At 68.3% G+C, this 25,173-nt stretch carries 17 protein-coding genes and 7 pseudogenes; 14 read left to right on the top strand and 10 right to left on the bottom strand.

Going from position 1 to position 25,173, the window contains the following annotated elements:
- The first annotated feature begins 1 nt into the window (after position 1).
- From FRANCCI3_RS21255 to FRANCCI3_RS26480, 6 genes and pseudogenes are all read left to right on the top strand, one after another.
- Positions 2–181 carry a thiazolylpeptide-type bacteriocin gene (locus tag FRANCCI3_RS21255; RefSeq protein ID WP_023841539.1) on the top strand — a complete coding sequence of 60 codons (180 nt, stop codon included), beginning with the start codon at positions 2–4 and terminating at the stop codon, positions 179–181.
- Positions 182–261: 80 nt separating this feature from the next.
- Positions 262–1,887, top strand: a complete 1,626-nt coding sequence (locus tag FRANCCI3_RS21260; RefSeq protein WP_011438566.1) for a class I adenylate-forming enzyme family protein — start codon at positions 262–264, stop codon at positions 1,885–1,887.
- Complete coding sequence (locus FRANCCI3_RS21265) at positions 1,884–2,720, top strand: 2-amino-3,7-dideoxy-D-threo-hept-6-ulosonate synthase (protein WP_011438567.1); 837 nt, start codon at positions 1,884–1,886, stop codon at positions 2,718–2,720. The genes FRANCCI3_RS21260 and FRANCCI3_RS21265 overlap by 4 nt, the downstream gene beginning before the upstream one ends.
- A complete protein-coding gene (locus FRANCCI3_RS21270; protein ID WP_011438568.1) occupies positions 2,692–3,813 on the top strand; it encodes a 3-dehydroquinate synthase II in 1,122 nt (373 codons plus the stop codon). Before FRANCCI3_RS21265 ends, FRANCCI3_RS21270 begins: the two co-directional genes overlap by 29 nt.
- A 22-nt stretch (positions 3,814–3,835) precedes the next feature.
- Positions 3,836–5,056, top strand: a complete 1,221-nt coding sequence (locus FRANCCI3_RS21275) for an FAD-dependent monooxygenase (RefSeq protein ID WP_011438569.1) — start codon at positions 3,836–3,838, stop codon at positions 5,054–5,056.
- Positions 5,057–5,087: 31 nt separating this feature from the next.
- Positions 5,088–6,100 (top strand): annotated as a pseudogene (locus FRANCCI3_RS26480) (ISKra4 family transposase); the annotation flags it as partial.
- Positions 6,101–6,210: 110 nt separating this feature from the next.
- On the opposite strand, the gene FRANCCI3_RS25115 reads toward FRANCCI3_RS26480, so the two are convergent.
- From FRANCCI3_RS25115 to FRANCCI3_RS21290, 3 genes are all read right to left on the bottom strand, one after another.
- Complete coding sequence (locus FRANCCI3_RS25115; RefSeq protein ID WP_011438570.1) at positions 6,211–6,816, bottom strand: response regulator transcription factor; 606 nt, start codon at positions 6,814–6,816, stop codon at positions 6,211–6,213.
- A 522-nt stretch (positions 6,817–7,338) separates the two neighbouring features.
- Positions 7,339–8,337, bottom strand: a complete 999-nt coding sequence (locus FRANCCI3_RS21285) for an IS30 family transposase (RefSeq protein WP_035958930.1) — start codon at positions 8,335–8,337, stop codon at positions 7,339–7,341.
- A gap of 315 nt (positions 8,338–8,652) precedes the next feature.
- Positions 8,653–9,480 (bottom strand): ISAs1 family transposase, encoded by an 828-nt coding sequence (locus FRANCCI3_RS21290; protein ID WP_049761017.1) that lies wholly within the window; start codon positions 9,478–9,480, stop codon positions 8,653–8,655.
- A 103-nt stretch (positions 9,481–9,583) separates the two neighbouring features.
- Between FRANCCI3_RS21290 and FRANCCI3_RS21295 the strand changes: the two are divergent.
- Positions 9,584–10,309 (top strand): annotated as a pseudogene (locus FRANCCI3_RS21295) (ISL3 family transposase); the annotation flags it as partial.
- Positions 10,310–10,465: 156 nt separating this feature from the next.
- On the opposite strand, the pseudogene FRANCCI3_RS21300 reads toward FRANCCI3_RS21295, so the two are convergent.
- Positions 10,466–11,289 (bottom strand): annotated as a pseudogene (locus FRANCCI3_RS21300) (IS5 family transposase).
- A gap of 137 nt (positions 11,290–11,426) precedes the next feature.
- On the opposite strand from FRANCCI3_RS21300, the gene FRANCCI3_RS21305 reads away from it, so the two are divergent.
- From FRANCCI3_RS21305 to FRANCCI3_RS21320, 4 genes and pseudogenes are all read left to right on the top strand, one after another.
- Positions 11,427–12,674 (top strand): IS4 family transposase, encoded by a 1,248-nt coding sequence (locus FRANCCI3_RS21305; protein WP_011438575.1) that lies wholly within the window; start codon positions 11,427–11,429, stop codon positions 12,672–12,674.
- Positions 12,675–13,005: 331 nt separating this feature from the next.
- Positions 13,006–13,305: pseudogene (locus FRANCCI3_RS21310) on the top strand (IS5/IS1182 family transposase); the annotation flags it as partial.
- A 206-nt stretch (positions 13,306–13,511) separates the two neighbouring features.
- Positions 13,512–14,735 (top strand): IS110 family transposase, encoded by a 1,224-nt coding sequence (locus FRANCCI3_RS21315; protein ID WP_011435467.1) that lies wholly within the window; start codon positions 13,512–13,514, stop codon positions 14,733–14,735.
- Positions 14,736–14,757: 22 nt separating this feature from the next.
- Positions 14,758–15,318, top strand: a pseudogene (locus tag FRANCCI3_RS21320) (transposase family protein); the annotation flags it as partial.
- 136 nt (positions 15,319–15,454) lie between these two features.
- Here FRANCCI3_RS21320 and FRANCCI3_RS21325 read toward each other — a convergent pair.
- Entirely contained in the window at positions 15,455–16,738 is a 1,284-nt protein-coding gene (locus FRANCCI3_RS21325; protein WP_049760812.1) for an ISAs1 family transposase, read from the bottom strand.
- A gap of 220 nt (positions 16,739–16,958) precedes the next feature.
- A complete protein-coding gene (locus tag FRANCCI3_RS28445) occupies positions 16,959–17,192 on the bottom strand; it encodes a hypothetical protein (RefSeq protein ID WP_041258047.1) in 234 nt (77 codons plus the stop codon).
- Between the two features lie 425 nt (positions 17,193–17,617).
- On the opposite strand from FRANCCI3_RS28445, the gene FRANCCI3_RS21335 reads away from it, so the two are divergent.
- From FRANCCI3_RS21335 to FRANCCI3_RS25120, 3 genes and pseudogenes are all read left to right on the top strand, one after another.
- Entirely contained in the window at positions 17,618–18,070 is a 453-nt protein-coding gene (locus FRANCCI3_RS21335) for a group II intron maturase-specific domain-containing protein (RefSeq protein WP_011438578.1), read from the top strand.
- A 220-nt stretch (positions 18,071–18,290) separates the two neighbouring features.
- Positions 18,291–19,574, top strand: coding sequence for an ISAs1 family transposase (locus tag FRANCCI3_RS21340; RefSeq protein ID WP_049760812.1), 1,284 nt, complete (start codon positions 18,291–18,293; stop codon positions 19,572–19,574).
- Positions 19,575–19,956: 382 nt separating this feature from the next.
- A pseudogene (locus FRANCCI3_RS25120) lies at positions 19,957–20,778 on the top strand (transposase); the annotation flags it as partial.
- 12 nt (positions 20,779–20,790) lie between these two features.
- Here the strand turns inward: FRANCCI3_RS25120 and FRANCCI3_RS28820 are convergent.
- The 4 genes and pseudogenes from FRANCCI3_RS28820 to FRANCCI3_RS21390 all read right to left on the bottom strand — a co-directional run bounded on the left by FRANCCI3_RS28820 (position 20,791) and on the right by FRANCCI3_RS21390 (position 24,730).
- The gene (locus FRANCCI3_RS28820) at positions 20,791–21,129 is read right to left on the bottom strand and encodes a transposase family protein (protein WP_083503475.1); all 339 of its coding nucleotides are present in this window, start codon (positions 21,127–21,129) and stop codon (positions 20,791–20,793) included.
- A gap of 174 nt (positions 21,130–21,303) precedes the next feature.
- Positions 21,304–22,293: pseudogene (locus FRANCCI3_RS25125) on the bottom strand (IS5 family transposase).
- 229 nt (positions 22,294–22,522) lie between these two features.
- Positions 22,523–23,776: an IS701 family transposase gene (locus FRANCCI3_RS21385; protein ID WP_041258262.1), complete on the bottom strand. Its 1,254-nt coding sequence runs from the start codon at positions 23,774–23,776 to the stop codon at positions 22,523–22,525.
- A gap of 363 nt (positions 23,777–24,139) precedes the next feature.
- Entirely contained in the window at positions 24,140–24,730 is a 591-nt protein-coding gene (locus FRANCCI3_RS21390; RefSeq protein ID WP_011438583.1) for a hemerythrin domain-containing protein, read from the bottom strand.
- Between the last annotated feature and the right edge of the window lie 443 nt (positions 24,731–25,173).

Below are 25,173 nucleotides of genomic sequence, written 5' to 3' on the forward strand. Positions count from 1 at the left end.
AATGAGCGCTCTCGCCAGCGAGAAGCCCATGGACGACAAGCTGTTCGCCGGCTTCGACATCGAGGAGCTGGAGGTGCTGGAGGTCTCCGACAGCGTCGCGCTACCGGAGATGGGTGCGTCGTCTGGCTCAGGCATACTCTGCTGCTCCTCGTCGTCGTCGTCGTCATCCTCCTGCTGCTGACCTCAGTAGTGAGCGGTGCGCCTGTCCGGACCATCTGCCCGGACAGGCGCACCGTCGTCAAGACCCGGACGGGTGGAACCATGACCAGTTACACCGGCGCCTTCTCTTTGGAAATCCCGGATTTATGGAAAAACCATGAGAACTGCGCTTTCCGTATTCTTTACGGACTGGTCCAGAGGCCGAACTCGCTCGTGGTGCGCTGGCGTGACAGAGAAATCACGGCCGAGCTTCTCGCCGAGCTGATCCTGAATGCTGCAGAAACCTTCCTGCAATGCGGTGCCGGCCCACGCGAAGCCATTGCCGTCCTTGCATCGTCCAATCATCCGGCGATGCTCGTCTGCCGATATGCGGCACACCTCATCGGGGCATCCGTCGTCTACGTCCGGGCCGCCAACCCCCGCACCGACGCCGAAATGCTGTCGCGCCAGGTGCAGTCCCGGATCCTCGAGGAGGTCGGGGCCCGCGTCCTGGTCGTCGACGCATCACACATCGACCGGGGACGAGCTCTCGTGGCGTCCGCCACGACGCTGCTCACCCTCGTGACGGAAACGTACCCCGCGGTGCCGCTCGACACAGGTCGTACGCCCCGGCTGCCTGATCTTCCCCCGTACGACGGCGACGCGCGTGCTCTGGTCACGTTCACCAGCGGAAGCACGGGACAACCCAAGAGCTTGTCTCAGTCGTACCGCACCTGGAACGCGACCGTCCGCGGGTTCTCCGGCCGGACCGATACCCACCTACCGTCGCGGATCCTGGCCGTGACGCCGGTCAGCCACACTGTCGGCTTCATGGTCGACTCCGTCCTCGCCGCCGGTGGCAGCGCGGTCCTGCATGAAGGCTTTGACGCCGGCACCGTGCTCAGCGATGTCGCCAGGCACCGGATCACCGATACCTATCTGGCCGTTCCGCACCTGTACCGCCTGGTTGAGCATGAGGACCTTCCCCGCACCGATGTGTCGTCCCTGCGTCGGCTCATCTACAGCGGCACCCCGGCCGCGCCACGTCGGATCGCGCAGGCGGTCCCCTGCTTCCGCGACGCCATCGTCCAGCTCTACGGCACGACGGAAGCGGGCGGCATCTCCAGCCTCACGCCGCTGGACCACCAGGAGCCCGAACTCCTGCCGACGGTCGGGCGGCCCTTCCCCTGGGTGCAGGTCCGCATGTGTGACCCGGACACCGGCGCTGAGGTGGAGCGAGGCCACGTGGGGGAGGTGTGGACGTACTCGACAACAGTGATGGACGGCTACCTGGAGACCGGCGTCCCCACGCACAGCACTCTGCGAGACGGCTGGCTGCGCACGGGTGACCTCGGCTACTGGGACCAGTACGGCTATCTGCGGCTGGTCGGCCGGGTCGGCCAGGTGATCAAGGCCGGCGGACAGAAGGTTTACCCGACGGCCGTCGAGTCGGCGCTCCAGGAGCATCCCGACGTGCGGCATGCCGTTGTCTTCGGCGTCCACGACCGGGACCGGATCGAGCACGTGCACGCCGCAGTCGTCCTGGCACCCGGTTCCTCGGTCACAGACGAGGAGCTGAGTCGCCATGTGGCCGCCACGCTCGACTCGGCCCATGCACCTGCGCACTTCAGCCGATGGGCCGAGATCCCGCTCACCGCGTACGGGAAACCGGACCGAGCGTCACTGCGTTCCCGAGCGGAGCGGGAAGCGCTGGGCGGCGGGACAGTGCAGAGAGGAAGGGCACTGTGACAGAACAGCACTTCGCCCGTGCGCTGAGGATGGCCCGGCTCCACCGCTGGCACCCCGCCAGGCTGGCGATCACACCGCTCGACCACTCGATCAGCGACGGACCCGTGGTGCCGCGCGGCACCACCATCGACGGCCTCGCAGGTCAGCTGGTGGAGGCCGGCGTGGACGCCATCGTCGTCCACAAGGGCAGCCTCCGGCACCTTCGTCCCGCCCGTCTCACCGGCATGTCGGTGATCGTCCATCTCAACGCAAGCACCGCTCACGCACCCGATCCGGATGCCAAGTACCTGGTCACCGGAGTGGAGGAAGCGCTCAGGCTGGGTGCGGACGCAGTCAGTCTGCACGTCAACCTCGGCTCCCTCGACGAACGCCAGCAGATCGGGGACCTCGGCCGGGTCGCGGAGCGCTGCGAGCAGTGGAACCTGCCGCTGCTCGCGATGATGTACCCGCGCGGGCCGCGGATCAGCGACCCGCATGATCCGGAGCTGATCGCGCACGCGGTCACACTCGCCGTGGACCTGGGCGCGGACCTGGTCAAGGCCCCCTTCCCCGGGTCCGTCCCGGCCCTGCGCGACCTGACGGACGCCTGCCCCGTCCCCCTGCTGTGCGCCGGCGGACCCCGCCGCAGTGAGGACGACGTTCTGGCGTACGTACGCGACGTGCTGCACGGCGGGGCCGCCGGCGTGGCCATGGGCCGCAGCATCTTCCAGGCCGACGACCCGCGGCGGATGGCTGCGGCGGTGGCCCAACTGGTCCATGCGGAATCCGAGCCTCGTCTCGAACCGACTGCAGAAGGGCAGCGAAGTGAACGCAAGGAAGCTGTGCTGGCTTGACATCCGCGAGGCCGGCGAAGCCCGGGCCGCAGTCCTCGATGAGGCTGTGCACCAGCGGATCGACGGCATCGTGAGCGACGATCCGGCGGACCTCGGCGGGCTGCCGCCCACGGTCCGCAAGATACTTCTCTATGACGGCCCCACAGCCGAAGCACCAGAGACTCCTGACCTCTCGGCGGCGGACATCGTGATCCTGCCGTCCGGTCTCACGGGGCGCCGCGCACTGGAGGAGCGCCATCCCGCCGTCCAGTTCGGGCGCCGCGTCGAGATCGTTGACGCCCCGAGTCTGGAGGAGGCGTGCGACGCGGCCCATACCGAGCCGTGGAGCCTGCTCGACTTCCGGGACCCGACCAAGATACCGCTGGAGATTGTGATCGCTGCAGCCGTGGGAGCCGAGGGTTCCATTGTCACTCGCGCCGACGACGCGGTGGAGGCGCAGATCGTCTTCGGGGTCCTGGAACTGGGATCCGACGGAGTCATGATGCCGGGACGGGCAGTGGGGGACGCGACTGCCCTGAAACGCGCCACGGAGGCCGCCACCGGCGAACTGGAGCTGGTCGAACTGGAGATCACGGCCACCACCCACATCGGCATCGGTGAACGGGCGTGTGTGGACACCTGCGCCTACCTGCGCGAGGACGAAGGAATCCTCGTCGGCTCGTACTCCAAGGGCATGATTCTCTGCGTCAGCGAAACCCATCCCCTGCCCTACATGCCGACCCGTCCGTTCCGCGTGAACGCCGGCGCGATCCACTCCTACACGGTTTCGGCCGGCGGCAGGACCCAGTACCTCAGCGAACTCCACTCGGGCAGCAAGGTCCTGGCCGTCGACGTGAAGGGCCGGACGCGGATCGTCCCGGTCGGCCGGGTCAAGATCGAGAAGCGCCCGCTCATCTCCGTGGACGCCGTGGCCGGAAACGGCCGAGAAGTCAATCTGATTCTTCAGGACGACTGGCATGTCCGTGTTCTCGGCCCCGGAGGCGCCGTGCTCAACAGCACCGAACTCAAGCCCGGCGACCGGGTGCTGGGGCATCTACCGACGGCGGACCGGCACGTCGGCTACCCGATCGACGAGTTCTGCCGCGAGCAGTGACGGGCGGGTCTGGAGGCAGAAGATGGTCCAGGGAAGAAACACGCCCGCTGTCGCGGTGATCGGGGCCGGCATCGGCGGCCTGACCCTGGCGCTGGCCCTGGCGAGGGCCGGCGTTCCGTGCCGGGTGTACGAACAGGCGGAGAACCTCTCGGAGGTCGGGGCCGGGATCCAGCTCGCGCCGAACGCGGTGCGGCTGCTGAACCGGCTCGGCCTGACGGACAGCCTGCGCGTGATTGCGGTCGCGCCCCAGGCCATAGAAATCCGGCGCTGGCACGACGACCAGTTGCTGTCCCTGACCAGTCTGGGATCCCTGTGCCAGGAGTTGTACCGCGCGCCCTACTACACGCTGCACCGCGCCCATCTGCACGATGTGCTGAAGCGGGCCGTCGGCATGGAAAGGGTGTCGCTGGGGAGTCGGCTTGTCCGCGTGGTTGAACAGGAGCACGGTGTCGAGCTTCACTTCGCGGACAGTACCGTCCGAACGGCCGACCTGGTGATCGGCGCGGACGGAATCCATTCGGCGGTACGAGACGCGTTGATCCGCGATGAGCAGGTGTACTCGGGTAACGTGGTCTACCGTGGCCTGATACCAGCGGAGCGGCTCTCCGGACTGGGCCGAATCCCCAAGGTGCGCATATGGATCGGACCGGGCAAGCACTGCGTGTCCTACCCCGTGGCAGGCGGGCGACTGATCAGCTTCGCTGCGACCGCACCGCGTCCCCACGTGTCGGAATCATGGTCAGCCGACGGGGATCAAGAAGAACTGCTCGCTGAGTATGCGGGCTGGAACGGCACCACACGACGGATCCTGGAGGCTGGGGACAGCGTTCGGTGCTGGGCACTGCATGACCGGGATCCGCTACGTACCTGGTGTTCGCAGCGGATCGCCGTCCTGGGTGATGCGGCCCATTCCATGCTGCCGTTCCTGGCGCAGGGTGCCAATCAGGCCATCGAGGACGCAGCGGCTCTTGCGGTCTGCCTGGCCCAGGCCGACGACATCCCGGATGCGCTGGGCCGGTACCAGCAACTACGCGTTCCACGCACCACGCTCATCCAGCGCGAATCCCGGCACAACGCACGCGTCATGCATCTGGCTGACGGCCCGGAGCAGCACCGAAGGGACCCCGCGTGGCTGGGCAACGTCCAACTGCGGCGGATGGCCTGGCTCTACGGCTACGACGTCCTGCAAGAAGCCCGTCAGGCCGGTGGACCAAGGATCAACGGGACCCCGGCCTCCGCCTGAGACCGGCGCACACACCAAAGACAACGGCCGGGGAGTGGCGAACCTCCACCCCGTTGACGCCGAGCTGAACCTGCCCGCCGGGTTGCACTCGCACGGGCTGGCCCGTCTCGTGCCCGCGGGTCGTTCGACGACACCGTGGCCGCGGTGGAGCAGGCGACCGGGGTCCGGGTCGGTAAGCGGCAACTGGTCGAGGTCGCCCGCCGCCACGGCGGTCGACGTGGACGCCTACTACGCCCAGGACCGGCCCGGCGCCGCCGAGGAGAAGCGGCTGCTGGTGTTGCAGTTCGATGGCAAGGGCATCGTGATGCGGCCCGAAACGCTGCGCCCGGCGACCGCGAAGGCCGCCGCCGCGAGCCGGAAGCTGGCGACGAGGCTGTCGCCCGGCAAGAAGAACGGCCGGAAACGGATCGCGGAGCTCGCGGCCGTCCGTGACACCGTCCCGGTCGCGCGCACCCCGGCGGATGTGCTGCTCCTGCCCGGGGCGGAGGGGAAGGACGGGCCGGAAGCGACCGGGACGTGGCCTGGCCGGCTCGGTCGTCGACGACCTGGCGACCGTCGTTGCCCAGGGGTTTCGACGAGGCGGCGTGACCCGCACCACCTGCGCACCTGGGTTGTGCTCGTCGACGGCAGCACCTGCCAGCTCGACGCGGTGACCGCCGAGGCGGAGGGCCGTGGCGTCACGGTCCACATCCTGATCGACTTCATCCATGTCCTCGAATACCTCTGGAAGGCCGCCTGGTCGTTCTTTGACACCGGCGACCCCGACTCCGAGACCTGGACGACTGACAAGGCCCGTAAGGTCCTCGCGGGGAAAGCCGCCGACGTCGCCAACCGGCATCCACCGCCGCGCCACCTACAACAGCTACAACCAGGCCGAACGCAAAGGCGCCGACACCGCCGCCGACTACCTCGATGTCAAGGCTCCCTACCTCGGCTACGCCACCGCCCTCGCGAAAGGCTGGCCGATCGCCACCGGCGTCATCGAGGGCGCCTGCCGCCACCTCGTCAATCAAGGACAGAATGGACCTCACCGGCGCCCGCTGGGACTCGACGGCGAGGACAGCCCGCAGGGTCCGCGCCGGTAGGCCCCGGCCCGTGATCGCTTGTGTCGCCCGGACCGGCGAGCGGCACCGACTTCACAGTCGCACAGCTGATCAGATCAAACATCGTTCACTTGCTATCCGTGCGGCATCGAAGCGATTACGTGCGTTGAGTTTCTTGATAGCCGCGGATGTGAGATTCCGTACCGTCCCCGCGGCGAGATGCATATCGTGCGCTATCTCTTTCACAGAAGCACCTGATGCCGTCAGGCGCAGGATCTCCGCCTCCCTTTCGGATAAGGGCCCGCACTTCGTCGGCGGGGCCCAAAGCAGTGTTGGATTGATGATCATGTAGCCGGCTGCGGCGCCACTGATGGCGTCGATGAGGTGTCGTAGCCCGGTTTGTTTGGACACGATACCCAGCACGCCTCCCTTGAGGGCCTTGTCGACAAGACCGCGCGAGGGCAGCGTTGCCATGAGGATGACACCGAGCCTCGGGCTCACTCGTCGCGTCCCGGCGGCCCGGGGAAGAGATTCCCACGCGAATCCCTCAGCATCCACCACCACGACCTCCGGCCGCACCTGGAGTGTGGTGGGTACGAGGTATTTGGGTTCGGCTACTTTGCCAACGATGTTGAAATTTGCCACTTTTTCCAAAGACTCGACAATTGCCTCCAGTATCAGAAGATGTTGGACGGCGACAACTATGCGAATGCTCATTTCGTCCCCCGACTTGAGCTATTCTACCTAAACTGCGTAAACACGATGAATCCTCGGTGAGGTGAACGCTCTCGGCTGGAGGCGGCGTCATGCAGGGCATTGGAGTGCTGTACTCGGACAGGGCTCGCGGCCCCGACCGTGCACGACCTGTGGGCTTCGTCTGATATATCAATACTGTCGCATTGAGCGACGACAGTCTCCATTTTGGAGAGGACAAATGCGTCGGCTCGATGAAGTCGGCCGATGTGCGAATAAGCCAGTGCTTGATAACTTGCCTTGAAGTGCCGCAGGATGTCAAGCGGAGATCGAGTTCGACGCAGCCCTAGCATTACACTCTGCAATGTGTCCCTATGTCGGCCCGTACCGGTCGCCGAATTCGGGCACAGTACCCCGCTACAGTGCGTGAGTGCAGAATCGGACCGGGCCCGACGATGGGCCCGTGGCCGGAAGACAATCAAGGGTGGTGACGCGTTAATCACCTGCCTAGGATTCGGAATGAAATAACTTGGCGGAATCAAGTGATCATAGCGACGCATGATTTGCCAGCAGATCATTGAAGACTTCGACTGGCTTCGCCCATCCCAGCGTCTGCCGCGGTCGCCCATTCAACTGCTCAGCCAGCTTATCAAGCTCGGCCTGGGTATGCAACGACAGGTCGGTGCCCTTCGGGAAATACTGGCGCAGCAGTCCGTTGGTGTTCTCGTTCGAGCCGCGCTGCCACGGCGAGTGCGGATCGCAGAAGTAGACGGGCATGCCGGTGGCGACGGTGAACTTCGCGTGCCGGGCCATTTCCTTGCCCTGGTCCCAGGTGACGGACTTCTTCATGAAGTCGGGCAGGGTTTCCATCTTCCGGGCCAGCAGGTAGGCGACCTTCTCGGCATTACGGTCGTAGGGAATACGTACGAGCATGACGAACCGCGTGGTACGCTCGACCAGCGTCGCGATCTGGGACTTATTCCCCTTGCCCAGAATGAGATCACCTTCCCAGAACCCGGGCACGGCGCGGTCCTCGGCCTCCTTCGGCCGCTCGCTGATGTTGACTATGTCGACGATCCGCCCGCGGGCCACAGCTGTCCGGGATCGGTTCACCCGCCTGGCCCGCCCCTTGCGCAGCGCGATCGTCAGCTGGGTCCGCAGCTCGCCGCGGGCCTGCAGATAGAGGCACTCGTAGATCGTCTCGTGCGACACGCGCATACTCTCGTCATCGGGAAAGTCCTTTTCCAGTCTCTCACTGATCTGTTTCGGTGACCATTTCTCGACCAGGGCCGCGTTGACCGCGTCATGTAGGGCCGCCGACGCGACGAGTTTGCGTTCCTTCGGACGTTTTCGCATCGCGTCACACCGCGCCTGCGCGTCCACCGCCCGGTAGGCGCTCTCGCCGCCGTTACGCTCGATCTCCCGCGAGATCGTCGAATGATGTCGGCCGAGAGCCTTCGCGATGAAGCGCGCCGACCGGTTCCTGCTCAGCTCCCGGGAAATCAGCTCCCGATCCTCGACTGTCAACTGCTCCCGCCGACCCATCCACCATCCAGCCGCTCGACGCCGTCACGATCATCCTATCGGGGCGTCGCTACGACCGTTTGACCCCGCCCTTATCCACTTTGGGGCCCTCGCGAGCCCGTGACCTGCGGAGACGCATGTTGGCCTGCATTACTTACTTCATTACGGATCCTTACGTGACCGGCGAAGCCTTCGGCGCTCCCCTACCTGCATCCGGAGTGAGAACGCGCGCACGTCAGATCCCGCGGAACACTATAGCGATTTTTTTGCCCGCGGCCACGTCTCCCGCCGCCACACCCCCACCGCCAAGGCGTGCCGCAAAGTCGTTGATGCTGGTCAGGCCGGGTTTTCGAGGCCGAGGATGGCTGTGAGCAGGGCTGGGTCGTGGCGGAGGCGGCGCGGGGTGGGGCTGATCCGGGGGTGTCCGGCCTGGCGGAGCAGGCCGATGGCAAGGTTACGGAACGTGGCCAGTACGCGGGGCGGGGGGCCGGTCCGGACGCGGGAGGCGTCCTCACGGAACGTCACATCGCGGACCCGGTGGACGCGGTTCTCCACAGTCCAGTGGTCCCGGACGTAGGTGGCGAGTTCGGCGGCGGTGACCTCGCCGGGGGCGAGGCTGGTGATGACGTGGACGGTGGTTGTGGTGGTGGTCCTGCGGGTGACGCGGCGCCGGGGGGTGCCGCGGGTGACGGTGCGGGTGGTCCGGCGGCGGATCCGGGCGACGGTGCGGGCGTGCGGGTGGCGGGCGCGGATCGCCTCGCTGGCCTCGGCGAGCTGGATGGTGCGCTTCTCGAGCCGGCCGTGGGCCTTTCCCTCGGTGGTGTGGCCGATCGGGGCCTTCGTCCAGTCGGTCACCTGGTGGCAGTCGACGGCCAGGGCGGGGGTGTTGTTCTTGACGGTGAACACGAAGTGCGCGCCGAGCTCGGTGACGATCGCCTCGGCGTGGGCGCGGTTGGTGTGGGCGGCATCAGCGGTGATCACGTGGCCGGTCGGCGGGTGGTAGGTGTGCAGCTCGCGCAGCAGCGGGACGAACGCGGGAACCTCGTTGGTCTTCGCGCCGATCTGGTGCTCGGCGAGCACCGCGCCGGTGGCGTGGGTGACCGCTGCGAGCAGGTGCGGGGTCTTCCCGTCCGGGCCGGCGGCGCCGCGCAGGAGCCTGTCCAATGGTCGGCTCTGTCGCAGATTCGGTGGTGACGGAGCGTGGTCTCTGCTGAGGCTTGATCCCGAATGTCCGTGATCCGCTGGGTACGAGTCGACACGATGTGTCATGTGTGGAGCGGATCGTCTGGTGAAGGTGGCGTTTTCGGGGCTGTCGCCGCTGGTCGTGGAGGAGGTGGTCGACGACGGTGAGCTGGTCCGGCTGCGAGCGCGGACGCCGGACGCGACGGCGAGCGGTCCAAGCTGCGGTGCCGAGACGTCGCGGGTGCACGGATACCACCTGCGGACGGTAGCCGACCTGCCCCTCGACGAGCGTCGGGTGGTCGTGGTGGTGCGGGTGCGCCGGCTGGTGTGTCCGACCCGGGGCTGCCGGCAGACGTTCCGCGAGCAGCTTCCCGGAGTCCTTGATCGCTACCAGCGCCGCACGTCCCGCCTTGCGCGCCAGGTCGGTGTGGTGGTGCGGGAGTTAGCGGGCCGCGCGGGTGCGCGTGTGTTGTCCGCGCTGGGCGTGGTTGTCTCCCGGCACACCGCTCTGCGGGCGCTGCTGCGGCTGCCGCTGCCCGCGCGGCGGGTGCCCCGCGTGCTCGGCGTCGACTTCGCCCTGCGCCGCCGCCGCTACGCCACCGTGCTCATCGACGCCGAGACCCGGCAGCGGGTCGACATCCTGCCCGGCCGCTTGGCCGGCTCCTTCGAGGCGTGGCTGCGGGCTCACCCCGGTGTCGAGATCGTCTGCCGCGACGGCTCCGGCGCCTACGCCGAAGCCGTCCGCCGCGTCCTGCCCGACGCGGTCCAGGTCGGCGACCGCTGGCACGTCTGGCGCGTGCGCCGTGAGGCGCTGGTGCGCCGTGAGGCGCTGAGGATCGAGGGAGGTGCGAGACCTCCTCGCTGGGCTGTCGCAGCAGTCCGGTGGGAGCTGAGCGCAGTCCGACCCGGGAGACGCCGGGGAGGGCGGGAAGCAGCGCTGAGAGCCTGTCCTGGATCTTGAGTGATGTTAACGCTCTGTAGTGTCGCGGGGTTGCCGGCGTGGGACGGGATTCCCGCGAACGAGACGGCGGACCATGGTGCGGATCATCGCCCAGTGGATGAACGATGCGGAGGTGGCGGGGTGGCGTTCGTAGTCGCGGGCAAGCCGCCGGTGGGCGGTGAGCCAGACAAGGGTACGTTCGACCACCCATCGTTTCGGCAGGGCCTCGAAGGTTTTCTGACCGGGTTTCTTCCGAACGATCTCGACGGTGGTCCTCATGATGGTCCGCGCCCATGCAACAGGCTGGCCAGCGAAACCGCCGTCGGCGAACAGATGACGGCAGCGATGATGGGTGAAGTAGTGGTCTATCAGGAGGCGCCGGCCGCCGTCGCGGTCCTGGACGTTGGCAGGGACGACGAGGACGGTCAGCAGGAGACCCAGCGTGTCGACGATCACGAACCGCTTGCGGCCGTTGACCTTCTTGCCGGCATCGTAGCCGCGGGAGTCGGCGCCGACCGTCTGGGCGCCCTTGACCGACTGGGAGTCCACCACCCCCGCGGTCGGCTCCGCGCGAGCCGGACCCTGCCCCGCAGCGCGTCATGGATCCCGGCGGTCACGCCTTTTTTCTTCCACCGGTCAAAGAAGCCGTAGACCGTCTGCCACGGCGGGAAGCCCGCCGGCAGCGCGCGCCACACGATCCCGTTGTGTGTCACGTACAGGATGGCGTCCACGATGTCCCGGCGAGAGTGCGCCTCGGGCCGGCCGTCCTTCGATACCGGCGGCAACACAGCTTCGACAAGCGCCCACTCGGCGTCGGTCAGATCCGATGGATACCGGTGTGTACGTACCATGACCAGCCCCTGCCGCCATCACCCCCGTCCAAACCCCACCAGCAACATCCCAATGCCACTTCCACTATTTGGATCTTGGCTGGCTGTGGTGTGTCGGTTCGGGTGGATCTGCCGGGTTGACGGCATGATCCTGGGCTGTGACGGACACGGGTAGCCAGCTGACGGACTGGATCTCGTTGGGGGTCCTGACGTCGTTCGTCTCGCGGGACGCGGTTGATGGGGCGATCGAGGCGACCGGGAGAGGTGCCCGGCGTTCCGACACGACGATCCCGCCGCGGGTCGCGGTCTACTTCGTGATGGCGCTCGCGTTGTTCGCGGACGACGACTACGAGGCGGTCGCGTGCCGGCTCGCCGCCACCCTGGACGATCTCGATGTGGTGGGGCCGCGGTGGGAACCGACCTCGGGCGGGTTGACGAAAGCCCGCCAGCGGCTCGGTTCAGCGCCGCTGGCGGAACTGTTCTGCCAGGTCGCCGGGCCGGTCGCGGACCTCGACACGGTCGGGGCGTTCCTCGGCCCGTGGCGGCTGATGAGTATCGACGGACTGGAGTGGGACGTGCCCGCGTCCAGGGAGAACGTCGCCGCGTTCGGCCTGCCCGCGGGCCGTGACGGCGCGCCGGGGGCGCTCCCGAAGGTCCGCGCGGTCACCGTGTCCGAGTGCGCCTCGCACGCGCCGGTGCTGGCCGCGTTCGGCCCGGCCGGTGGGGCGAAGTCCGCCAGCGAGCAGGCCCTGGCCCGCACCCTGTACCCGCGGCTGGCTGAACGCTGGCTTCTGCTCGCGGACCGCAACTTCTACTCCTGGACGGACTGGTGCACCGCCGCGGACACCGGCGCGGCGTTGCTGTGGCGGGTCAAGGCCAGCCTGCGGCTACCGCCGCTACGCGCGTTGTCCGACGGCTCGTACCTGACGGTCCTAGTCAACCCGAAGATCGGTGGGAAGGCGCGGGACGCACTCGTCGCCGCGGCCCGGGCCGGTGAGGTACTCGATCCGGCGAAGGCCCGCTACGCCCGTCTCGTCGAGTACGACGTGCCCGACCGCGACGGCGACGGGAAACACGAGATCATCGGCCTGCTCACCACGATCTGTGACCCGCGGGAGGCGACCGCGACCGCCCTGGCCGGGGCGTATCGGCACAGATGGGAACACGAGATCGGCAACAAGCAGCTCAAGACCTACCTACGCGGCCCGGGGAAGGTCCTGCGCTCGAAGCACCCCGACACCGTCTACCAGGAGATCTACGGCTACCTGCTCACCCACCACGCGATCAGTGCGCTGACCTGCCAGGCCGCGACCGCCGCCGGGATCGACCCCGACCGGATCAAGTTCAAACGCGCTGTGAGGATCATCCGGGACCGGGTCGTCACCGACCCGGCTTTTTCCCCCTGACCAGCGGGCACGCACTCAGGGTGAGACCGCCACCGACATCACCCGACCGACCCGGCTCAACACCCGCCGCGAACGCACCTACCCCCGCGTCGTCCACCGGGCGCGCCACAACCAGTATCCGGTCAAGAAACCCGGCCAGCGCGGCCTCCGCCACCACGCCCCGCCCACGATCAGACTCGCCAACCCCACGAAACCCCAGGTAGCAGCTTGATCGACTTAGTGGAAGTGGCATTGAGCAACATCCACACCAACTTTCCGTCACGCTCCGCATATGCAAAAAGATCCAGGACAGGCTCTTACAGACCGACTTCCAAGAGGCCCCGCGTCGTCCATGAGTGTCACATACACCGCCGAGCTGCCCCTCGGCGCGCATACCGTTGCCCGACGGGCCGTACTGCTCGTGGCGGAACGGAAACGCAGGGGTACCAGGGCGGGTACACGGCGGCTGTCGTGCTGGGATCAGGCCGTGTTCGTCCTGCGCTGGTTCTGCGACGGCACGAGAATGCGCCAGCTCTGCAAGGATCATCGGGTAAGCCGGTCGGCGGGCTACCGCTACCTGCACGAGGGCATCGCCGTGCTCGCCTGGCAGGCCCCTAATGGGACATACCGGGCAGCCGTGAGGCAGGCTCGGTTCCGGTAGCCGCCAGCAGGTGAGCACTCGAGGCCCCTGGACGCAGGACGAGTCCTAAGGTCAGACCGTGCCCCTGCCGGTGGTCGGGAGAGCGGACCACAGATGGGATGTCGTGCCCGCTGATCGTGGCGTGAGCACTTGACCATTAGGGTGTGGTGGATCTCCTGGAGGCTGCCGGACCTGGTGCCGAGAGACGGGAGACCCGGATGCTGTTCGTCGGTGACGACTGGGCGCAGGACCACCACGATGTGGAGGTGCAGGACGAGACGGGTCGGCGACTGGCGAAGGGCCGGCTGCCGGAGGGCGTGGCCGGGATCGCCCGGCTGCACGCGCTGATCGGGCGGCACCTGGCCGAGGACGCCGGCCCGGAGCAGGTCGTGGTCGGGATCGAGACCGACCGCGGCCCGTGGGTGCGGGCGCTCGTCGCGGCGGGCTACCAGGTGATCGCGGTGAACCCGTTGCAGGCGGCGCGGTACCGGGAGCGGTACTCGACGTCGGGTGCCAAGAGCGACGCCGGCGACGCGCACAGCCTGGCGGACATGGTCCGTACGGACCGTCACCAGCTGCGGCCGGTCGCTGGGGACAGTGACACCGCCGAGGCGGTGAAGATCGTGGCGCGGGCGCATCAGAACCTGATCTGGGACCGGACCCGCCAGACCCAGCGGCTGCGCTCGGCGCTCCTGGAGTTCTTCCCGGCCGCGCTGGCCGCGTTCGACGACCTCGATACCCCTGACGCGCTGGAGCTTCTCGCGAAGGCGCCGTCGCCGGCCGAGGCCGCGAGGCTGACCGTTGCGCAGATCAGCGCCGCGCTCAGGCACGCCCGCCGGCGGAAGATCCCCGAGAGGGCGGCCGCGATCCGGGCGGCGCTGCGGGCCGAGCAGCTGCCCGTCACGCCGGCGGCGACCACCGCCTACGCCGCGGTCGTGCGCGCCCAGGCCGGGCTGCTCGCAGCCCTCAACGGCGAGATCGCCCGGCTCGAGGAGCAGGTCGCGGACCATTTTGACCAGCACCCGGACGCGAAGATCCTGCTGTCCCAGCCCGGCCTGGGACCGGTCCTCGCGGCCCGGGTGCTCGCCGAGTTCGGTGACGACCCGACGCGCTACGCCGACGCGAAGGCACGGAAGAACTACGCCGGCACGAGCCCGATCACCCGCGCCTCCGGGAAGAAGAAGACGGTCCTGGCCCGCTACGCACGCAACAACCGGCTCGCCGACGCGCTACATCAGCAGGCGCTCTCGGCCCTGAGCGCATCCCCGGGCGCCCGGTCGTACTACGACGCGATCCGCGCGCGCGGCACGTCGCACCACGCCGCGCTGCGCCAGCTCGGCAACCGGCTCGTCGGAATCCTGCACGGCTGCCTCAAGACCCACACCCCCTACAGTGAGGCAACCGCATGGACACAGAAAGCAACACTCGACGTCGCCGCTTGACAACGAAAACCATGGGATGTCTGACCTGCCAGGCGCGCTGCTCGCGGCGAAGGCCGCCGGCTACGACCATGTGATCGTCGACGGCACGGTCATCGAGACCGACCGGGTCCGCCTGCCCGGCCCGACCCCGGGCGTGGACCTGTGGTGGTCGGCCAAAGCCCACAACCACGGCGGCAACATCCAGGTCGTCTCCGCACCCGACGACGGCTGGCCGCTGTGGACCTCCGACGTCCGCCCCGGCCGTGAACACGACTCCACCGCCCTGCGCGCCTCCGGCGCCCTACCGGTCCCGGCGGACTGGACCACCGAGGTCGGTGAGATCCTCACCGACCTCGGCTACGAAGGGCTACGAGACCAGGTCACCATCCCTGCCAAGCGAGCCAAGGGCGGCGGGCTCACCCTCGACCAGCAGAACCACAACAGGACCCACAACCCGCTACGCGCCGTCGGTGAACGCGCGAACGCCCTGCTCAAGGTCACCTTTCGCGCGCTGCGGAACGTCACCCTCGACCCCTGGAAGATCGGCCAGATCACGAAGGCCGCCCTCGTCATCCTCCACACCGAACACGGCCGCACCACCTGACAGCCACCACACAAACATCCCACCGCTGCTACACAGCGCAACAGGCGGTTACCGGGAAAGGCTCACTGAGGCGCTTTGCGCCGGTCATCGTCGAGACAAGCGAGGTCGACAGGATGTACCAGGGTGACCCGCAAAGTCATTGATGCAGGTCAGCGGGGTTGTCGAGAGTGAGGATGGCCAGGAGCAGGGCGTTGTCGTGTCGGATTCTGCGGATGGTCGGGGCGATGCGGTTATGGCCAGCGAGGCGAATCAGCCCGATGATCAGGTTACGGAGTGTGGTCATGATGCGGGGCAGTGGGCCGGTCCGAACCCGCGAGGCATCCTCACGGAACGTCACATCGCGCACCCAGTGGACCTTGTTCTCGATCGTCCAATGCCCTCGGGCGTAGCCCGCGAGATCAGCGGGTGTGACCGCGTCGAGGGTGAGGCTCGTCAGGACGTGGACCGTGACAGTGCTCGGGATCGTCCGGGTGACCCGGGCCCGGCCCGTGCCGGTGGTCACGGTCCGCCGGACATGACGGCGGATCCGCGCCACGGTGCGGGCGTGGGGATAGCGGGCACGGATCGCCTCGCTGGCCTGGGCCAGCTGGATGGTGCGTCGTTCGAACCGTCCATGGGCCCTGCCCTCGGCGCTGTGCCCGATCGGGATCTTCGTCCAGTCGGTCGCCTGGTGGCAGTCGACCGACAACGCCGGGGTGTTCGCCTTCACCGTGAACACGAAGTGCGCTCCCAGCTCGGTGACGATCAGGTCGGCGTGGGCGCGGGTCGTGTGCAACGCATCAGCGGTTACCACCACCCCATCCAGCGGATCATGGGAATGCAGTTCGCGGAGCAGCGGTGCGAACGCGGTGACCTCGTTCGTCTTCGCGCCGACCTCATGCTCGGCGAGCACCACACCCGTGCCGTGTTCGGCGACCGCGAGCAGGTGCGGTGCCCGCCCCTCAGGCCCAGCCGCGCCACGCAGGGTCTTCCCGTCGACCGCGACCACCCGCCGCCCACCACCACGGGCCTGGCGGGCGCGGGCCGCGGCGAACATCCCGACCGCCCTCGCCAGCGCCGAGCTGTCCACCGCGGACAGGACCCGGATCATCGTGTCCACCGACGGTGCCTGCGGCTGCCCGGTCACCGGATGGACCCGCGCCCCGAGAGCGGTCAGGACCTGCGTCGGGGCGTGCGCAGCCCAGGCCGCGATCTCCTCCACCGACTTCTCCCCCGCGGCGACCGCTGCGGCGGACAGTCCCAGGATCACCGGGAGCCGGTGACGTATCCCTCGCGGGTCCCGCGGGTCAGGCACCCCGGCGAGTACGTCGGCGAGCCCCTGCACCTCACCGCCGTGCGCCCCCAGGACCCGCAGCGACCGCCGCATCCGGACCAGCTGCCCCGACCCGGCCTGTCCGAGATCGGTGGGAGTGACGGGCATGCGAGACTGGACCGGCAACGGGGCTCCCTACGGCTGGTGATCTAGGCAATCCCCGTCCTACCGGGACCCCGTTGCCTCACCGCAGCCACCCTCACCGTGGTGGCCCGCCGTTGTTCCCCCGGACCCCACGGCCCCACCGCCCCACCCACCCCACCGGCTGTCACAGAACGTCATCGGTGGCGTTTCCGCCGGCGCCGGAACCCACCCTCACACGCGCTACTCACAGCGACGAAACAGCAGCCGGGCCCGGATCCTCACACCACCACCGGCCCCAGCCCCCCGCACCCCGTCTCACACCGTCTACCTGCACAAACAGACTTTGCGGGTCACCCTGCAGGATGTACCGCAGGCTGTAGATCGCTCCCTTCGCCTTACGTGGGTCGGGAATTTCGCCGAGCATCGCGAGCAGGCTGGAGATGTCGAGCTGCTCGCAATCGACAGGCTCGTTGGACATGCAGGGGTCAGGCTGGCATGATGTCACGTGGTGGCCTTCTGTCTTGGGGGTTTGTTTGGTGGTACTTACATTGTCCCAAGCGGAAGGCCACTTCTTTCTCAACGGGGAGCCTGCATCCCGTCAAGCATTTCCAGATAATCGCGTGCCCAGTGACGCCAAATGCGCCGTCGAATCACGGTCGGCGCCAGGTCAAGTTGCTATGGCACGAATCCACGACGAGCTTTAGCGACAATCAATCGCCCATCGGATGCCCAGAAGTGATCACCAGGCAGGCTACCAACAGCTACCAACTATGACGCTGCGCTACCTCGCCGGAGCCCTGGGGTTATGCCGAGATCAGGTAGCCGTTCACCGCCCTGACCAGGCAAATCACAGCCAGAGCCGGCATAACCCGGACCTCGGCATAAGCGGACGACTTCGTCGTCATGGTCCACGGCACCCGGGAACACGTCGACGCCCTGCACGGCCAGGTGAGCAGAGTCCTGGCGGGAATGGGGCTCGCCCTGTCCCCGGCCAAGACCCGGATCGTCCACCTCGCGGACGGGTTCGACTTCCTCGGCTTCCGCATCGTCTGGAAGCGGAAGCGAGGAACGGACAACTGGCACGTCTACCCCTTCATCGCCGACGAACCTGTCGCGTCGCTGAAACGGAAGATCAGATCACTGACCCGGAAGTTGTCGCATCTCGACTACAGAATCGCACTGATCCGGATCAACCAGATCCCGCGCGGGTGGGCCGCTTACTTCCAGCACGCGGTCGCCAAGCAGGGTGACCCGCAAAGTCTGTTTGTGCAGGTAGACGGTGTGAGACGGGGTGCGGGGGGCTGGGGCCGGTGGTGGTGTGAGGATCCGGGCCCGGCTGCTGTTTCGTCGCTGTGAGTAGCGCGTGTGAGGGTGGGTTCCGGCGCCGGCGGAAACGCCACCGATGACGTTCTGTGACAGCCGGTGGGGTGGGTGGGGCGGTGGGGCCGTGGGGTCCGGGGGAACAACGGCGGGCCACCACGGTGAGGGTGGCTGCGGTGAGGCAACGGGGTCCCGGTAGGACGGGGATTGCCTAGATCACCAGCCGTAGGGAGCCCCGTTGCCGGTCCAGTCTCGCATGCCCGTCACTCCCACCGATCTCGGACAGGCCGGGTCGGGGCAGCTGGTCCGGATGCGGCGGTCGCTGCGGGTCCTGGGGGCGCACGGCGGTGAGGTGCAGGGGCTCGCCGACGTACTCGCCGGGGTGCCTGACCCGCGGGACCCGCGAGGGATACGTCACCGGCTCCCGGTGATCCTGGGACTGTCCGCCGCAGCGGTCGCCGCGGGGGAGAAGTCGGTGGAGGAGATCGCGGCCTGGGCTGCGCACGCCCCGACGCAGGTCCTGACCGCTCTCGGGGCGCGGGTCCATCCGGTGACCGGGCAGCCGCAGGCACCGTCGGTGGACACGATGATCCGGGTCCTGTCCGCGGTGGACAGCTCGGCGCTGGCGAGGGCGGTCGGGATGTTCGCCGCGGCCCGCGCCCGCCAGGCCCGTGGTGGTGGGCGGCGGGTGGTCGCGGTCGACGGGAAGACCCTGCGTGGCGCGGCTGGGCCTGAGGGGCGGGCACCGCACCTGCTCGCGGTCGCCGAACACGGCACGGGTGTGGTGCTCGCCGAGCATGAGGTCGGCGCGAAGACGAACGAGGTCACCGCGTTCGCACCGCTGCTCCGCGAACTGCATTCCCATGATCCGCTGGATGGGGTGGTGGTGACCGCTGATGCGTTGCACACGACCCGCGCCCACGCCGACCTGATCGTCACCGAGCTGGGAGCGCACTTCGTGTTCACGGTGAAGGCGAACACCCCGGCGTTGTCGGTCGACTGCCACCAGGCGACCGACTGGACGAAGATCCCGATCGGGCACAGCGCCGAGGGCAGGGCCCATGGACGGTTCGAACGACGCACCATCCAGCTGGCCCAGGCCAGCGAGGCGATCCGTGCCCGCTATCCCCATGCCCGCACCGTGGCGCGGATCCGCCGTCATGTCCGGCGGACCGTGACCACCGGCACGGGCCGGGCCCGGGTCACCCGGACGATCCCGAGCACTGTCACGGTCCACGTCCTGACGAGCCTCACCCTCGACGCGGTCACACCCGCTGATCTCGCGGGCTACGCCCGAGGGCATTGGACGATCGAGAACAAGGTCCACTGGGTGCGCGATGTGACGTTCCGTGAGGATGCCTCGCGGGTTCGGACCGGCCCACTGCCCCGCATCATGACCACACTCCGTAACCTGATCATCGGGCTGATTCGCCTCGCTGGCCATAACCGCATCGCCCCGACCATCCGCAGAATCCGACACGACAACGCCCTGCTCCTGGCCATCCTCACTCTCGACAACCCCGCTGACCTGCATCAATGACTTTGCGGGTCACCCTGGGTCGCCAAGCACACCCTGGCCCGTCTGCACACCTTCGTCTGGTGGCGGATGATCCGCTGGGTGATGCACCGGCACCGCCGGAGCTGGACGGCCATCCGGCGATGGCTCCGGACTCCGCACGGAGGACGGAAAGACATCGAACTGGACGGGATGACGCTGTTCCACCTCGGCCAGGTGCCGATCACCCGCTACCGATACCGAGGCGGCAACATCCCCACCCCCTGGCCGGATGCCCTGACAGGCCCAACCCCGACGGCATGATCGAGTGGAGAGCCCGGTGCCCGGAGACGGGCACGCCGGGTTCGGCGGGCGGACCGGGGAAACCCACCGGGAGCAACCCCGGCAGGGCGCCCCGGTCCGACCCAACAACCTCGCCGAGGCCGTCCGCCAGAAGGTCGCCGCGCACAGCACCTGCCGGGCCAAGGCCGCACCACCGCCGATCCGCGAGGGCGCCCGGGCGATAACCACCCGCGAACGCTGGGCGCAGGTCCACAACCTGCTCGACAAGGGCGTCGGCCTGCTGGAGTGCTCCCGCCGCCTCGGCCTCACCCTGAACACGGTCACACGCTACGCGCGGATCAGTGAGCCCGAGCGTCTCATCCGGGCACCGCAGTACCGTCCTACCCTCGTCGACCCCTAGCGCGACCACCTACGCCAGCGGCGTGAGCAGGACCCAGCAGTCCCCGTTCTCCGCCTGTTCGCCGAGATCAAGGATCTCGGCTACACCGGTAACCTCAACCTGCTCTACCGGTACATCACCCAAGGCCGGGTCGAGTCGGACCGGCCGGCGATCTCGCCACGACGCCTTACCCGCCACCTGCTCACCGCCCCCGACCAGCTCAAAGACCACCAGCGGGAGCTGCTCGACACCCTCATGGCCGCCTGCCCGGAAATGACCGCACTCGCTGGGCTCGTACGGTCCTTCGCGGCCATGCTCACCCCCGCCGACGGCAACGCCGAACGGCTGACCGCCTGGATCAGCCAGGCACGGACTGAAGACCTGCCCCACCTGCACGCCTTCACCCGCGGACTCGAGCTGGACCGCGACGCCGTCAACGCCGCCCTGACCTGCGCCTACCACAACGGCGGGACCGAAGGCGTCAACACCAAAACCAAACTGATCAAGCGTCAGATGTACGGACGAGCAGGGTTCGCGCTCCTCCGACATCGGATCTTGCTCGGCTAACGTTGCCCTCCGTCACCACCGAATCTGCGACAGAGCCGAGAACTTGACAGCACCGTCGACCGCGATCCCCGGCCTCGGCCACCGACAGCCCTCACCCGTCGGGTCGCCGGGGCCCTCGGCGGCGACCCAGGCCGCGACCCCGGCCAGGCCGCTCTCCCCACACAGCACCGCCGCGCACAGCGACAGCACCACCGGCAGCCGGTGACGTACCCCGCGCGGGTCCCGCGGGTCCGGGATCTGCTCGAAACATTCCGCCACCGGCCCGCCCGCCGTGGCCAGCACCGCCAGCGCCTCCTGCGCTTCCCCGGCCGGGTGGGACACCTCTGCTGGCTTGCGAGACTGGACGGGCAACGGGGCCTCCCGGGGGTGAGATCTAGGCAATCCCGTCCCTACCGGGCCCCGTTGCCTCCATCCCCGGGAACACGCCCACAGGCCGCCCAGCGCCTCACCCCGGGACACCCAACCCCACCACGATCACCATCAGCCACCGGGGCGGCGTCACCTAGGGCCTGTTCTGGGTTCGGATCATGGGGTCGGGAGGCTGCGTAGCCAGAGGATGGATCCGCGTAGGTGGAGTCCCGCGGCGTAGCTTTCGGGTGTCTTGTCGTAGCGGGTGGCCAGACCCCGCCATTCCTTGATCTTGTTGATGCTGCGCTCCACGGTGTTGCGGTCCTTGTAAAGCGTGGCGTCGTGGCTGACCGGGCGGCCACCGAGGCTGCCGCGTTTCTTGCGGTTGGCCTTCTGGTCGGCCTTCTCCGGGATCACCGCCTGGATCTTCCGGGCGCGCAGGTGGGCGCGGTTGGCGCGGGAGGAGTACGCCTTGTCGCCGGCGACCGCGTCCGGCCGGGTCCTGGGGCGCCCGACCGGGCACCTTGATTTTCTTCAGGACCAGGAGGAAACGCGGGCTGTCCGCGGCCTGTCCGGGGGTCAGGACGATGGACAGCGGGCGGCAGCGCCGGTCGGTCGCGAGGTGCACCTTGCTGGTCAGCCCGCCCCGGAAACGTCCCAGCTCGGCGGCGGTCAGCCGAGCCCTGCGGCGTCGGCGTACCGCGCGGCGCCGTGCCCGTTCGGCTTCCTCACCACCCTCGGGCGCCTCGGTCACACAGTCGTTTTGCCCGGTTTCTGAAGCCCCTTTTCCTCCGTCAGGGCCTTCTCCAGGTCGACCAGGAGATCCGGGTCGACCACCATGCCCGCCGCGTGGTGATGCGCGCGGGCGACGGTGGAGTCCACGCTGGCCAGGCTGAGATCGACATCGTCGCGCGCCGCCGCCTCGGTGATCATCGCGTCCATGAGGGTCTGGAAGACCCCGTCCTGCGCCCACAGCCGGAACCGGTCGTAGATCGTCGACCAGGAGCCGTAGCGTTCGGGCACGTCCCGCCAGGGACTGCCGGTCCGGAACCTCCACATCACCGCGTTGACGTAGCTGCGCAGGTCAGGGATCAGCCCGGAGGCCCCCAGCGGGAGGTACGGCTCGATCAGCTCCCACTCACCGTCGGTCAGGTCGCCACGAGTCATACAACCGTGCTACCAGCCGGAGCACCCGAACACGAAAGGCGATCATCCCGCCTGTGATCCGAACCCGGAACAGGCTCTAGCAGGACTTCGTTAGGTGACTCCGGATAGGTGACTCCGGATAGGTGTTGTGTGACGGTGGGTGTGTGGGTGAAGGGTCGTTGGCAGGTGGGGCAGGCGCCGGTCCAGACGGCGAGCAGGGCCTGGAGGGTGCGGAGGACTCCGTAGAGGGTCAGGCCGGCGCAGGGACTTTTGGGGTTCGTCTCAGCTGGGTGCAGAGGGCTTGGGCGACCCTGACGAGGGTGACGTGACGGTGCCAGCCGGCGAAGGTTCGGCCCTCGAAGTGGTCGAGGCCGAGGCCGTCTTTCAACTCGCGGTAGTCGTGTTCGATCCGCCAGCGGATCTTCGCGAGACGAACAAGATCGCGCAGGGGGATGCCGGTGGGCAGGGTGGACAGCCAGTAATCGGTGGGTTCGGGCTGGCCGACTGGCCATTCGGCGAGCAGCCAGCAGACGGGCAGGCTCCGGTCGGGGTTACGGGTGATGTTCCGGCCCGCGGGGCGGACCCGGAGCGCGAGGAAGCGGGACCGCATCCCCGCGGTCGGGTTGGCCGGGGTCCGGTGGGTGCCGTGACGCCAGGTCACAGACCGGCCCGTGCGGCGGCCGGCGGCCATGACCAGGGATTTCAGATCGCGGGGCGGGTCGGGGTAGGCGGGTGTGGGCCGCCGGCTGTTTCCCGGGTAGGGGGCGGTGACCGGCACCGCGTCGGCCGGGTAGGCGGTCGCGGTCGGCTTCACCGCCAGCACGTAGGGGATGTTCCGGTCGGTCAGCCCCTGGCGGAAGGCAGCGGCGTCGCCGTAGCCGGCGTCCGCCACGACCGGCCGCACAGGCATGCCCCAGCCGGCCAGTTCGTCGATCATGTCCAGGACGAGCCGCCATTTCTCCCGGTGCCGCGCCTTGTCGGGGATCGCGGCCCGTTCCCGGGCCCGGGCGGCGGCGACCTCGGTCGGGTCGGTCAGGGTGGTGTCGTCCCAGCAGGTCGGGAGGAACAGCCGCCAGGCCACCGCGGCCGACGCCCAGTCGGTGACCGCGTGCACGGACACCCCGATCTGACAGTTCCCGACCTTGCCCAGGGTGCCGGAGTACATCCGGGCCACCCCGGGGGAGGCGGCCCGTCCTTCGGGAAAGCCGGTGTCGTCCACGACCAGCGCGACCGGGTCGCAGAACCCGGCCGCCCAGCCCGTCAGCCGCCGCCGGACCTGGCGGTAGTCCCAGGTCGAGCTGGTGACGAACTGCTGCAGCTGCTGAGGGTCCACACCGAGGCGGGCGGCCATCGGGACCATGCTCTTGCGCTTGCCGTCGGTCAGCAGCCGTTGCACGTACAGCTCACCCTTACCCCGCTGGTCCCGCCGGGGCAGGTCCGCGAACATCTCACCCGCAAACCGCTCGATCACCGGACGTACCCGGCCCATCTCACCCAGTTCCATACCAACCACCGCCACACGCATGAAGACGACAGTCAGTACAACCACAGACAGACCTAATCAAGTCCTACTAGGTACCTGGTCGGTCGACCAGATGGCGGCGTTCAGCGCGGCGGCCCATCCGCTGACCGCCGCGCTCTCCCTCGTCTCCGGCGGAACCCACGCCTGAGCCGGCCATCCGGCGAGCCGACCCTCCGTCCTGTTCCGGAGGGCATCCTGTTCCGGAGGGGTTGCCGTGCCGGCGCTGACGCCCGGGGCCACCGAACCGCGGATGGTCCCGGACGCCGCGCGACCGTCCGCCGCCGGCCCCGACCCGGGGGTCCGTGGCGACGACGACACCGCGACGCGGGTGGCAGGAGCACGGCGTCAGTCCACGGCACCCCGCCGCGTCACGGCATCCCGGACATGGTCGATGACCGAGGCGATCGGACCTACCGTCCACTGCTTGGCGGTCGAACCGGCGGCTGACGGGTGCGGATGGGTGGGAGCGAACTTCTCCGCCGTCCGAAGCCGACGGCCCATGCTTTCCAGCTGCCTGGCGTCGCGGGCCGCGTGCACCCGGGGGAACTCCTCGTTTTCCTCATGCTCGGCATGGTCGACAACGGCCCGTTCGAAGTCCGCCAGCTTCGCATCGAACTCGGCGCTACCGACATCCATCTTCTCCAGCGCCAGCAGCACGCGGGTGGCCTCGTCCTCCTCGTGGTTGCGCGCCTCGGCCACCCGGCTGTCGATCTTCTTCGTAACCGGCCGCACGACCATCTCCTCGGCGGTCTCGTGCGCGGCGAGCAACGCCCGCAGCTCGTCGAACGCCCGGCGCTTGTGCTCGCCCGCCGCCGACTTCACGTCCGCGAACAGCTCGCGGATGCGGGCGTGCTGTTCGAGCAGGACTCCCACGACGTCGTCGTGGGAGAACTGCGCCGCTCGGCCGCCGTCGAACCCAGCGTCATTGATCGGCATGATGTCCTCCTCATCACGGTCCGCCCATCGAGACCTCGATGTCGGCGTGCCCCGAGACGGCACTCGAAATCGCGCGGCATCGAGGACGCCCGACCGGCGGGGCCCAACCGGCACGTTGGGCTCGTCAACCTGCCCCGGCCGGATCGGGGTACCGAGAGTGCCCCGATCCGGCCGGGGCAGCTCGCCGCCTACCGACGTCCCCAATCAGGGCCAGTACGAAGTAGCCACCTAAACGGCCCCATGAGTAGCTCATAATTCCTAGTAACCCGTCGGCGCGATGACGGTGAGTTGATGCCTGGGAGCACCTGCGCCGTCCGGTCACGCCGCACCGGTCACGCCGACCGGCGCGTACGACGGAATAACGCCGATACCCTCCCAAAGACACGTATAGTGATAATTCCTGGCGTCCAGGCTTGAGTCGAAGCTTGAACCGAAGGCGACCG

Origin of the sequence: Frankia casuarinae (assembly GCF_000013345.1) — a bacterium.
GTDB lineage: Bacteria > Actinomycetota > Actinomycetes > Frankiales > Frankiaceae > Frankia > Frankia casuarinae.

Bases quoted from the DNA above. Each gene is read 5' to 3' on its own strand.
- FRANCCI3_RS21315 (WP_011435467.1), top strand. From the start codon at position 13,512: ATGCTGTTCGTCGGTGACGACTGGGCGCAGGACCACCACGATGTGGAG.
- FRANCCI3_RS21335 (WP_011438578.1), top strand. From the start codon at position 17,618: ATGGTCCACGGCACCCGGGAACACGTCGACGCCCTGCACGGCCAGGTG.
- FRANCCI3_RS28445 (WP_041258047.1), bottom strand. From the start codon at position 17,192: ATGTCCAACGAGCCTGTCGATTGCGAGCAGCTCGACATCTCCAGCCTG.
- FRANCCI3_RS21255 (WP_023841539.1), top strand. From the start codon at position 2: ATGAGCGCTCTCGCCAGCGAGAAGCCCATGGACGACAAGCTGTTCGCC.
- FRANCCI3_RS21325 (WP_049760812.1), bottom strand. From the start codon at position 16,738: ATGCCCGTCACTCCCACCGATCTCGGACAGGCCGGGTCGGGGCAGCTG.
- FRANCCI3_RS25115 (WP_011438570.1), bottom strand. From the start codon at position 6,816: ATGAGCATTCGCATAGTTGTCGCCGTCCAACATCTTCTGATACTGGAG.
- FRANCCI3_RS21285 (WP_035958930.1), bottom strand. From the start codon at position 8,337: ATGGGTCGGCGGGAGCAGTTGACAGTCGAGGATCGGGAGCTGATTTCC.
- FRANCCI3_RS21385 (WP_041258262.1), bottom strand. From the start codon at position 23,776: ATGGAACTGGGTGAGATGGGCCGGGTACGTCCGGTGATCGAGCGGTTT.
- FRANCCI3_RS21390 (WP_011438583.1), bottom strand. From the start codon at position 24,730: ATGCCGATCAATGACGCTGGGTTCGACGGCGGCCGAGCGGCGCAGTTC.
- FRANCCI3_RS21340 (WP_049760812.1), top strand. From the start codon at position 18,291: ATGCCCGTCACTCCCACCGATCTCGGACAGGCCGGGTCGGGGCAGCTG.
- FRANCCI3_RS21260 (WP_011438566.1), top strand. From the start codon at position 262: ATGACCAGTTACACCGGCGCCTTCTCTTTGGAAATCCCGGATTTATGG.
- FRANCCI3_RS21275 (WP_011438569.1), top strand. From the start codon at position 3,836: ATGGTCCAGGGAAGAAACACGCCCGCTGTCGCGGTGATCGGGGCCGGC.